The organism is Streptomyces sp. NPDC086519, assembly GCF_040686075.1.
GTDB classification, from domain to species: Bacteria; Actinomycetota; Actinomycetes; order Streptomycetales; family Streptomycetaceae; genus Streptomyces; species Streptomyces shenzhenensis.
The window spans coordinates 1-11,204 of record NZ_JBFBJL010000101.1 but is presented as its reverse complement, the minus strand read 5'-3'; the positions used below and the strand labels follow the sequence as shown (position 1 = coordinate 11,204).

General features: G+C 71.3%; 8 protein-coding genes. 4 read left to right on the top strand and 4 right to left on the bottom strand.

The window, feature by feature from the left end; genetic code table 11:
• The first annotated feature begins 431 nt into the window (after positions 1-431).
• From AB0P24_RS44880 to AB0P24_RS44870, 3 genes are all read left to right on the top strand, one after another.
• Complete coding sequence (locus tag AB0P24_RS44880) at positions 432-1,133, top strand: GntR family transcriptional regulator (RefSeq protein WP_365804740.1); 702 nt, start codon at positions 432-434, stop codon at positions 1,131-1,133.
• Positions 1,130-3,580: a dolichyl-phosphate beta-glucosyltransferase gene (locus tag AB0P24_RS44875; RefSeq protein ID WP_365804738.1), complete on the top strand. Its 2,451-nt coding sequence runs from the start codon at positions 1,130-1,132 to the stop codon at positions 3,578-3,580. The genes AB0P24_RS44880 and AB0P24_RS44875 overlap by 4 nt, the downstream gene beginning before the upstream one ends.
• A gap of 78 nt (positions 3,581-3,658) precedes the next feature.
• A complete protein-coding gene (locus tag AB0P24_RS44870; RefSeq protein ID WP_365804736.1) occupies positions 3,659-4,309 on the top strand; it encodes a hypothetical protein in 651 nt (216 codons plus the stop codon).
• A gap of 38 nt (positions 4,310-4,347) precedes the next feature.
• Here the strand turns inward: AB0P24_RS44870 and AB0P24_RS44865 are convergent, their stop codons facing one another.
• From AB0P24_RS44865 to AB0P24_RS44850, 4 genes are all read right to left on the bottom strand, one after another.
• Positions 4,348-5,568: a macrolide family glycosyltransferase gene (locus AB0P24_RS44865; RefSeq protein WP_365804734.1), complete on the bottom strand. Its 1,221-nt coding sequence runs from the start codon at positions 5,566-5,568 to the stop codon at positions 4,348-4,350.
• 238 nt (positions 5,569-5,806) lie between these two features.
• Entirely contained in the window at positions 5,807-6,193 is a 387-nt protein-coding gene (locus AB0P24_RS44860; protein ID WP_365804732.1) for a hypothetical protein, read from the bottom strand.
• 176 nt (positions 6,194-6,369) lie between these two features.
• The gene (locus AB0P24_RS44855; RefSeq protein ID WP_365804730.1) at positions 6,370-8,205 is read right to left on the bottom strand and encodes a 5'-nucleotidase C-terminal domain-containing protein; all 1,836 of its coding nucleotides are present in this window, start codon (positions 8,203-8,205) and stop codon (positions 6,370-6,372) included.
• A 169-nt stretch (positions 8,206-8,374) separates the two neighbouring features.
• Positions 8,375-10,351, bottom strand: coding sequence for an AAA family ATPase (locus AB0P24_RS44850; protein ID WP_365804728.1), 1,977 nt, complete (start codon positions 10,349-10,351; stop codon positions 8,375-8,377).
• A 140-nt stretch (positions 10,352-10,491) separates the two neighbouring features.
• Here AB0P24_RS44850 and AB0P24_RS44845 point away from each other — a divergent pair, with 140 nt between their 5' ends.
• Positions 10,492-11,019 (top strand): hypothetical protein, encoded by a 528-nt coding sequence (locus AB0P24_RS44845; RefSeq protein ID WP_365804726.1) that lies wholly within the window; start codon positions 10,492-10,494, stop codon positions 11,017-11,019.
• The last annotated feature ends 185 nt before the right edge of the window (positions 11,020-11,204 follow it).

Genomic DNA, 11,204 nt, shown 5'->3' with positions numbered 1-11,204 from the left:
GTTTCGGCTGCGGGTGCGTGGGGGGCTGGTCGCGCAGTTCCCCGCGCCCCTTCACGTCGGCTGTCCACACGTCGGCCGAGCCGCGAGGCCGCTCGCGCCGCCTGTCCGGGCGTCGGGCGAGCCGCGAAGCCCCTCAACGCCGACCGAGCCGCAAGGCCCCTCACGCCACCCGACCGCACGTCGGCCGAGCCGCAGCCCCCGGACGCGCCCCCGCGGCGGGAGCCGCAGGTGCCACACAGCGCAGCGCCCCTGAAGGGGCGCTGCCGCACCGCTGCTCACAGGCGGCTCAGCGGAGCCGTGGAAAAGACCCACGGGTAGCTTGACGGGTATACGAGGAGTGCACCCGGAACCCGAACGCGTAAGGTGGCGTGCTCGTACATGTATCTGTGAGCGAGCACGTCACCCGAAAGCGTGAGGAGAGGCACCCGACGATGCCCGGCAACGGCGCTGTGACGCGCAGTACGCTGCGCCAGCAGATCGCGGACGCGCTCCGTGACGAGGTGCTCGCCGGGCGGCTCCAGCCGGGGCGGGAGTTCACGGTCAAGGAGATCGCCGAGCAGTACGGGGTCTCGGCCACGCCCGTCCGCGAGGCGCTGGTGGACCTGTCCGCGCAGGGCATCCTCGACGCCGACCAGCACCGCGGCTTCCGGGTGCCGGAGTACACGTTCGCCGACTACCGGGGCATGATCGAGGCCCGCAGCCTGGTCACCGACGGCATGTTCCAGGCCCTCGCCGACGGCCTGCACCCCGCCTTCAAGGACCCCGAGGAACCGCGGGTCGCGGCTGCCCTGGCGGCGGTCCGGCGCCGCGGCGAGGAGGCGCAGCGCGCCGCGACCGCCGGTGACCTGACCATCCTCATCGGCTACGACCTCCGGTTCTGGCGGGAGCTGTCCACCCTGTTCGGCAACCCCTACCTCGCCGACTTCCTGCACCGGCTGCGCGTGCAGTCCTGGGTGTGCGCGGTGCGGCACCTGCGCCGGCTGCCCGACCTGCGCGGGTCTCTGTGGTCCCGGCACACCGAGTTGGTCGACGCGCTGTCCCGCCGGGACGCCGAGGCCGCCCGGGGGATCGTCGCCGCGTACAACACGCACTCCCTCGCCCTGATCGAGCGACTGGCGGAGAAGGACGGATGACCACGCCCCCGGAGACCACGGAGACCCCTCGGGCCGGGGAGACCGTCGACCTTTCCGTCGTCATCCCGGCGTACAACGAGGAGGAGCGGCTCGGCCCCACGCTCGCCGCCGTCACCGGCTACCTCACCGACAACGAGAGCCGCTTCGGCTCCTGGGAAGTGATCGTCTCCGACGACGGCTCGACGGACGGGACGCGCGAGGTCGCCGCCTTAGGGCACCCGCACGTCCGTCTGGTCGCCGCCGACCGCAACCGGGGCAAGGGCAACGCCCTGCGCCTCGGCGTCGCCGCGACCGGCGGCAGCCGGGTGCTCGTCACCGACGCCGATCTCGCCGCGCCGATCGAGGAGCTGGAGCGGCTGGACAAGGCGCTCAGCGAGGGCAGCGCGGCGGCGATCGGCTCGCGTGCGGTGCCGGGCGCGGAGATAGCCGACCGCCAGCACCGGCTGCGCGAGCTGCTCGGCCGGGCCGGGAACCTGCTGATACGCGCGAGCGCCGTACCCGGAATCCGCGACACCCAGTGCGGGTTCAAGCTCTTCGACGGCGACCTGGCCCGTGCGGCCTTCGCCGACTCCCGGCTGGACGGCTGGGGCATCGACATCGAGGTCCTCCAGCACCTGCATCGCGGCGGCCACCCGATCACCGAGGTCCCGGTCCGCTGGAGCCACCAGCCCGGCTCCAAGGTGGGCCCGCTGGACTACCCGAAGGTCCTCGCCGATCTGGCCCGGCTGCGGCTGCGCCGCCTGCGCCCGGCGGACCTCCTGGTCCCCGTCCTGTTCCTGCTGATGTCCGTGGCGCTGTACTCGGGCCGCTTCTTCGACCCCGGCCACCGCTATCTCACCGACTCCCTCCAGGACCAGAACCAGTGGGAGTGGTTCTTCGCGGTGACCGCGGACAACCTCGCGCACTTCCGCAACCCGCTCTTCTCCGACTTCCAGAACTTCCCCGACGGCGTCAACCTCATGGCCAACACGGTCATGCTGGGCCTGTCGGTCCCCTTCGCCCCGCTGACGCTGGCAGCCGGACCGGCCGTCTCGCTCTCGGTCTGCATGGCGCTCGGGCTCGCCGCGACCGCCGTCGCCTGGTACTGGCTGATCGTGAAGCGGGTGGTACGGCAGCGGGGCGCGGCCTTCGCCGGCGCGGCCCTCGCGGCGTTCGCGCCGCCGATGGTCAGCCACGCCAACGCGCACCCCAACTTCGTGATCCTGTTCATGATCCCGCTGATCATCGACCGCGCCCTGCGCCTCGCCGGCGGCGAGCGGGTGCGGCGGGACGGGATCGTGCTCGGGCTGATGGCGGCGTACCAGGTCTTCCTGGGCGAGGAGCCGTTCCTGCTGGCGGCGCTGGGGATGACCCTGTTCGCCGTCGCGTACGCGGTCGCACGGCCCCAGGTGGCGAAGGAGGCCTGGCGCCCGCTGGCCAGGGGCCTGCTGATCGCCGGGGCGGTCTGCCTCCCCCTGGTCGTCTTCCCCCTGTACTGGCAGTTCACGGGGCCGCAGAGCTACCACAGCGTCCTGCACGGCGACAACGCCGGAAACAGCCCGCTCTCCCTGCTCGCCTTCGCGGAACGCTCGATGCTCTTCGGGGACGCGGCCCGCGCGAACGAACTGTCCCTCAATCCGACCGAGCAGAACGCCTTCTACGGCTGGCCACTGGTCCTGCTCGCCTTCGGGATCGTCGTACGGCTGTGGGAGCGGCCGCTGGTCAAGGCGCTGGCGGTCACGTCGGTGGCCGCGGCCGTCCTGTCCATGGGCCCGAAGATCCGCGTCCCGCTGACGGAGACGGTGTATCCGGGCCCCTGGGCACTGGTGCGGAAGTTCCCGCTCTTCGAGTCCGTCATCGAGGGCCGGGTGGCGATGATCTGCGCCCCCGCGCTGGGCATCCTGCTCGCCCTGGCCCTGGAGCGGGTCCTCGCCACCCGCAGGATCGGCGCCCAGTACTTCGGCCTGCTGGCCGTCGCCCTCGCGCTGCTCCCGATCGTCCCCGCCCCGCTCAGGTCCGAGCAGCGGGAGGCGGTCCCGGAGTTCATCAGCAGCGGGATGTGGAAGTCGTACGTGGGCAAGGGCGAGTCCCTCGTCCCGCTCCCGCTCCCGGACCCCGGCTACGCCGAGGCCCTGCACTGGCAGACCAGCGCCGGTCTGGGCTTCAAGCTCCCCGGCGGATACTTCAACGGCCCCTACGGCGCGGACCGCACCGGTATCTACGGCGCCGTCCCGCGCTACACCTCCGACATGCTGCGGGACGTCCGCTACACCGGGAAGGTGCCGGTGATCGGCAAGAACTGGCGGGCGCAGGCCGAGACGGACTTCGCATACTGGAAGGCGGGGGTCCTGGTGGTCGCCCCGCAACCCAATGACGAGAAACTACGACAGGCGGTGGAGGCCCTGACCGGAAAACCCGGTAAGTGGACCGGTGGGGTCTGGGTATGGGACCTGCACGAGGGGAGCTGACCGGCGCCGCACGGATTACTCTTCCCTGGCCACCTGGCTGAGCCCCTGCTGTGAACGCGCTGATATGAGGAGCCTTCTTTGGCCTGTGACCTCTGGCTGGTACCGCTCGTCGACGTGTTGTGCCACACCCCCGACAATCCGTTCGCCGAGGAACTCGCGCAATACAACAAGGTGCTCGCCGAGGCCGGGCTGCCGCCGGTGCCGGTGTACCAGTACATGCCGGGCCTGTCCGGCGAGGTCGCGCCCGTGGCCGGCTTCGACTACGACGCGCTCCACTTCCTCCGCCGCGCCTATCTCCTCCAGGTCTGCGGGCTGCCCGTCTCCCCCGTGGACGACCTCGGCGGCGACTACGAGCAGCTCCTGGAGATGTTCGAGTCGACGGCCCAGCAGTCGCACCTGGTCTGGCACTACGACCACGCGGGCGCGTACGTCCCGGTCGACTTCCCGAACCCGCTCTCCAGCGACGAACTCCTCGCCGGCGGCGGCCCCCTCGGCTCCTCCCACGCCCTGCTGCGCGAGCTGGAGTACGTCGCCCCGTCCATCGGCATCGACCCGGCGAACCCCCCGGCCCCGCCGCAGCCCCCCGCCGCCCCCACGGGCCTGGAGGAACCGGCGGTCGCCGCCCCCTACGACCCGAGCCCCTTCGCCCGCGAACGCCACGTCTGGCTGGGCCTGCACGCGGCGGCGACGCGGAGCCTGGCACAGGGGTCGATGATCGTCTTCAGCTGACGGGCGGGGCGCCCGGGAGACGGACGCCCCGGCCGGGGTCACCTCTGCTGCGGCGGCCTGGTGGTGCGCACGAGGGGCATGCCGGCATCCAGCATGTCCTCGATGAGGTCCGCGGCGTGCGGGGTGCCGCCCTCGGCCCGCGCACCGGCACGCAACAGTGCCGAGCGGCGGGCCACCTCCGCGTCGGTGACCAGGTCGTTCAGGGCTGCCCGCAGGGTCTCGGCGGTGGCTTCCGCGGTGTCGATGCGACGGGCCACGCCCAGTTCCACGAGCCGGTCGGCGTTCATGAACTGATCGGCGGCCTGCGGCACGGCGATCATCGGGACGCCTGCCAGCAGCCCTTCGCCGCAGCCGCCCATACCGGCGTGGGTGACGAAGGCGTCCGCCTGCTCCAGGATCGCCCGCTGCGGGACCCAGGAGTGCACCTCGACGTTGGGCGGGATGCCGCCGAGCTCTCGCGGGTCGGTGTACTTGCCGATCTGGAGTACGACGTGCCAGCCGGGCAGACTGCCGTAGGCCGTCAGGCACTGGCGGTAGAACTCCGGTTGGCGGGTGTACGCCGAGCCCAGGGAGATCAGGAGCACGTTCTCCGCGTCCGCCGGACGAGTCCAGCCGCCGCTGCCCGCCGTCGCGTCGAAGCAGGGCCCGACGAAGGTCACCGTGCCGGTGTCGACCCGGTCGGCGTGCGGCTGCATCGCCCGGGTGATCAGGGCCAGGGTCCGCGACGGCCGGCCGGAGAAGGCGTCCACGTCGGTGGTGGACGCCCCGCAGCCGGCGAGCCACCGTGCGAACTTCGCCCGGTAGGCGTCGGCACCCGGCAGTTGCCACAGGTGGGCCGCGACGTCCCGGTCATAGCCGTCCCAGGCCACGAACGTCGGGGACAGTTGCAGGAGGGGCCGGTCCTGCGTCTCGGCGAGGGCGCGCGCGGCGTAGGCGCCGATGTCGTACAGGTACAGGTCCGCCGGGTCGTGGTGGTAGACGGCGCGCAACTGGGGCAGTGCTTCCACGGCGTTGTCGAGGAAGAGGTCCATCGCGGCGATGGGGTCGTCGGGCCAGTTGTTGTCGGCGACCGGCAGCACCGAGGTGCAGGTGACCAGTTCGGCGCCGGTGGCCGTGACCAGGTCGGCCACCGCCGGGTCGTTGGCGTAGGTCACGCGGTGACCGCGGGCCACCAGCTCGCGGACGATCTCAAGGCTGGGCAGGACGTGGCTGACGGCGGGGATGCCGACCATCGCGATGTGGGCACGGCGACGGGACATGGATGATCACTCACTTCAGGTCTACGGCGAAAGGGACACGGCAAGCCCGTGCCGGCCTCTCCGAGAGAACTCGAAGCAGGCGCACACGGCGATGCGGGGAGCCGGGGCGCTGCCCGGCCGTGTCAGCCGTAGATCTGAAGGAGGAGGAACATGCCCGCGACCCTAACCCTCTCTCAGCTTTCAGGGCACCTCAATTACCGTCGGCGGACGGCAGGTCGCGGCACCTCCCGCGGAGCGCTCAGGCGAAGACGGTGAACAGGGCGAGCGCGGGCCCGGCCGCGTAGACGAGTACGCCCAGCGCCAGGGCGGCCCACGGTCGCCGGACCCGCACCGCCCCGAGCACGACCGTGACCACCGCGGCGGCCAGCGCGACCGTCGGCCCGTACATCGCCACGCTCTGCCACCCGGAGCCGTCGCAGAACCGCTGGGTGCCGGCCGAGGTGCCGCAGCTGTCACCGGCGAAGAGCGTGCCGAAGAACAACACCCCGTTGACCGCGAGGGCGACCACGAGCAGCAGCACGGCCACCAGGACGAAGACCACCCTGAGCGGCCTGCCCGGCACGGGACGCGGCGACGGTGACCCGGGACCGTACGGCGGCGGGTAAGAGGGCGGCGAAAGGCTCATGTGTCGCATTATCACACTACCGTTGGGGCGTCCCCGACCGAGCCCACCCACTCGGGACGTCCTGCGCTTATCGCAGGATCCGTTCGCCTCACGGGTGGGTACGGAACCGTGAAGCGGCTGGGCCGGGAGCGAGCTCACCGAACTCGGTGAACTCGCTCTCCACGCCCCGCGCCGGCTTACGAGAAAACGGGCGTGCCGTTCTGGGTCAGCTTCCAGTTGGTGGCGGCGAAGGTCGACGGGTCGATGGCGCCCTTGGCCGTGGCGTAGGCGATCATCAGGTCGCGGACCTGGTTGGTGGAGCTGTAGGCGGTCTCCGCGGCGGCGATGTGCGGGTAGCCGGAGCCGCCGTTGGCGCGGTAGTTGTTCACGGCGACGACGAAGACCTGGTCGTCGGGGATCGCCGCGCCGTTGTAGGTGAGGTTCTTGATGCGCGAGCCCTCGGCGGCCGCGATGTCGATCTCGTAGGAGACACCGGACGCCGTGTCGTACATGTAGTCCCAGAAGCTGTTGGCGTTGGTGAGGGTGGCGGTGTCCACCGCCGTGCCGGACGGCACCTGGTGGTAGTACTTCGCGGCGTACTCCAGGTAGTCCTTCAGCTGGGCGCCGGTGAGCTTCTTGCCGTACAGCGTGTTCTCGTAGATGTAGAGGCCGGCGATGTCGCGGATCGTCACGTTGCCGGCCGGGATGTCGGCGGTACGGCTGAAGCAAGCCGCCACCGAGATCAGCGGGAGCGCGGCGTCCGCCGTCGACAGGCCCGCCTTGACCGCCTCCGTCTGGACCTCGTGGATGAAGTCGATGGCGGGCACGTCCTTCCAGCAGGCCTCAGCCGTCGACATGTCCCGAGTCGAGGTGCCGATCGCCGTGTTGACGTACTTGACCACCAACTCGTGGTCGGCGGTGAGCAGCTCGGTGATCCGCGGGTCCTCCGCGACCGTGTTGCTGTTCAGGGTGGTGGCGGTCTTCTTGGTGATCTTCCAGGAGCCGTGCACCAGTTCCAGCTCGAAGTCGAAGACGGAGAGGCGGTAGCCGTAGCAGTACGGCTCGGAGAGGAGGACGTCCTCGCCCGTCTCCGCGTTCTTCACCGTGTAGGTCGGGACGTCGACGTGGGTGTGGCCGACGAGGATCGCGTCGATGCCGGGGACCTGCTCGGCGACCAGGTTCGACGCGTTCTCCACGTAGGGGAGTTCGTCGCCCCACGACGTCGAGCCGTCCAGGCCCGAGTGGTCGGTGAGGAAGACGACGTCACAGCCGAGGGCGCGCAGCCGCGGCACGTACTTCTTCGCCTGCTCGACCAGGCCCGTGAAGGCCATCTTCCCGGAGACGTTGTCCTTGTCCCACAGGGCGATGCCCGGGTTGGTGAGGCCGAGGATGCCGACCTTGATGTCCGGGCCGTGCGGGACCTTGATGTGCTTGACGGTGTAGGGCCGGAAGGCGGGCCGCAGCGTCTTGGCGTCCAGGGCGTTGGCGCCGAGGAGCGGGAAGTCGCACTGCTTCTCGAAGGTGCGGACGACCTCGATGCCGTAGTTGAACTCGTGGTTGCCGAGGGCGGCCGCGTCGTACCGCATCTCGTTCATGGCGATCGCCATGGGGTGCTTCGGGCCGCGCTTGCCGTCCTTGCCGGTGATCGGGTCGACGTTCGCGTAGTAGTACGCGAGGGACGTGCCCTGGATGATGTCGCCGGCGTCGACGAGGAGCACTCTCCCCTCGCCCTTCTCCGCGCGCAGGTTCTTCACCAGGGTGGCGATGCGGGCGATGCCGTAGGTGTTGCCCTTGGAGTCCTTCGGGACGGCGTTGGTGTAGTAGTCCCAGTTGAAGACGTGGCTGTGCAGGTCGGTGGTGCCCAGGATGGAGAAGCTCCAGGTCTTGGGCGCCTTCGGCGGCTTCGTGTGGCCGTGGCCGGCCTCGGCGGCCTGCGCGCTGCCGGTACCGACGGCTCCCGCGACGGCCACGGCGGCGCCGGTGACGGCGGACTTCTGCACGAACTCTCGGCGGTTCATGGGATTGACGGGCATTCAGGACTCCTGGAAGGCGCAGCGGACGGGTCTGGCGTGCGGGTGTGGCGTGCGGGAAGGCGGCGGGCTACCCGCGTAGATGCTTGCCGTACGCCACGCCCGCACGAAACCAGGAACAGGTCATGGCCAAGTCAACAAAGTGAAATATCGGGGCGGTTGGAGGTCGCGGTCACCCCTCGGCCCGCGCGGCGATCACGACCATCGCCTCCGACTCCGCCTCGTCGAAGGGACCCCGCACCCGTCCGCCTCGCGCGCCGAACACGGCTTCCTCGCGCAACCCCGCCCGCTCCATCATGGCCAGCACCTGGGGCAGCCGGTAGTAGTGCATGAAATGACGGAACCAGCCGCCGCTGCCGTCGGGCCGCCGCAGCCGGACGGCGGTCAGGGACGTCGCGGTCGTCGGGTCCGTGATGGAGTACTCGGTGCGTTCGGCGCCGTCCGGCAGCACCGTAGTGTCGATCTGGCGCTGGACCCTGCGGTGTTCCCAGTGCGGCCCGTTGACGTACTCGAAGACGAACGGCGCGCCGGGCTTCAGCGCCGCGGCGGCCGTGCGGAAGACCGCGGCGTTGTCGTCGTCGGCGTCCTCGTACCCGAACGACGACCCGATGTTGAACACCGCGTCCATGGAGGCCTCCTGGACCTCCTCGGGCAGTCCCCGCGTCATGTCCGCGACCACGTACCGGACCCGGCCGGCCAGCCGCAGCGCGCGCCGTTCCCCGAGCGCCGCGATCTCCGGCTGGATGTCGAGGTCGGTCACGTCGAGGCCGTGCTTGACGAACCCGGCGTCGTGCGTGCCGTGGCCCGCCCCGAGGACGAGGATCCGCGCACCGGCCGGCAGCGGACGGCCGGTGTCCGCGAGCCGGTCGAGCAGGTCGTCGACGAGCCGGATGTGCCGGTCCTCGGCGGCCACGTAGTCCGGGAAACTCTCCAGATAGAGCAGTCCGTACGACGGCTCGTCGGCGCCGAGCCCGCCGAGGAAGACTTCCCGGGCGCGCGAGCGGTACCAGCGGGTGAGGCGGGCCGCGAACAGCTCCCGGTCCTCGTCGGTGAGCCGGGCGTCGACGTGGTCCCGCACCGAGCTGTGCAGCTCGAACCCCGCCTCGGTCCGCCCGAGCAGGAACCGCGCCTCCAGCTCGGCCAGCAGCCTCGGGGTTTCGCCGTCCCCGGTCAGCTCGGCGACCAGCTCGGGCGGGGCCGCCTCGTAGACGAAGGCGGCGGCCTTCAGGACCGCGCGCTGTGCGGGGTCGAGGGAGTCGTAGATGGGGCCGATCCAGGCGTTCAGGTCGTCGCGCTGTGCGGACAGGTCCACGGCCAGTACCTCGGGTCTCGTGAGCGTCGCCTGACCGGCGAAGAGGGTGAGGGCCAGCGGGTTGCCCTCGCCCGCCCGGTGCCAGACCGCGTCGAGCGTAGCGTCGGGCAGCCGTAGTCCGCAGCGGACCAGGAGCTGACGGGCGTCCTGCTCGGCGAGTCCGCGCAGTTCGATCCACGGGGTGTCCGCCGTGCGGGGTATCTCCCGCAGGTGTCTTCGGCTGGTCAGGACGACGGTCGACCGCCCCTCGGTGTGCGCCGTACGGCGCGCCCACGCCACCAGCGCGGGATCGCGCACGGTGTGGAAGTCGTCGAGCACGAGGAGGACGGGGTTGGCCGCGAGGAACGCGGCGAGGGCGTCCTGGAGCCGGTCACCGCCGGCGTCCGAACCGCCGACCACCAGGGCGAGTTCACGGGCGCCTGACAGTTCCGTGTCGTAGGACAGCGCGAGCGCCAGCGACCGCAGGCTCAGCGTCTGGGCCTTCTCGGCGCAGAAGACCCACCGCACCCGGTGGCTGCGGGCGTGCAGCCGGCACAGCGCGGCCGCCAGCGCGGTCTTGCCGACCCCGCTGAAACCCTCGACGACCAGCACCGGCGCATGCCCGCGCACCCCCGCCCGCAGGGCGCGCAGCTCCGCCGTGCGGTCCACCAGCGGCCGCGCGTGGCCGCGCACCCTGGCCTCCGGGGCGAGCACGGTGAACTCGGTGAGCAGCGGGGCGGCCCCGGTGGCGGCCGCCGGTGACCGCGGGCCGGAGCGCCGCGAGTCCCACCACTGGAGGAAGCCGACGGCGGTGCCCGCCACCCCCGCCACCGTGCCGATCAGCGCCGTGAGATCCATAGCCCGCCCCGGCTCGAAAGTCCGCGCGACACCCACGGCCATACCCAGTGCGCTTCCCTTGCGAACCATTCAACGCCCCTTCATCGTGAGGGGAGTTGGAGCATCGGTCCGCCTCGCACGACTGCCATGGGAGGTACGGCGTGTCCGGCAACCACCATCTGCCCGGTCACCGGGCCGCGGAGCGCGGCGGCGTCCTGGGGTGGTGGCCCGGGTGCACGGGCTGTCCCTGGACGGGTGACTGGACCCCTGACCGGGACTCCGTGCACGACCAGTTCATGGCCCACTACCGGCAGGTCACCGGGGCTCCTCCCCCGGTCTCGCCGGAGCACTGCGAGGAGTGCCTGGGGACGGGCGGCCCGCTCTGCCGGCGCTGCCGCGGGAGCGGCAGGACGGAGTGCGGGGTCTGCATGGGCGACCCGGGCGAGGGGTTCATGTCGTGCAACGCCTGTCAGGGGCGGGGCTGGGACGAGTGCTGGACGTGCTGGGGGTACGGCGCCGAGCGGTGCGGCACCTGCGGGAAACGGGGCGCGGGTCGCCGGGAGTTCGTGCTCCCCGAGCCCGTGCCGGCGTCGGCGTCGGCGCCGTCCGGCTCGCCCGTGCTGACCTGCCTCGCGGTGCTGTTCCTCGCCGGGATCGTGCTCGCCGTAGTGCAGGTCATCCTGAAGTGAGGCAGATCGCCCTGAAGTTGAGGCGCTGAAACGAGGCGCTGAAACGAGGCGCTGAAGTGGGACAGCGGTCGGCCGGGCCCGGCCGACCGCTGCGTCCCGCCGACAGGAACCCTTGCTGGTCGCCCCGATGCCGATGGCGAACGCCGCGGCGATGTCCCCCACCCCGGCCCCGGGGTGGTCCCCCC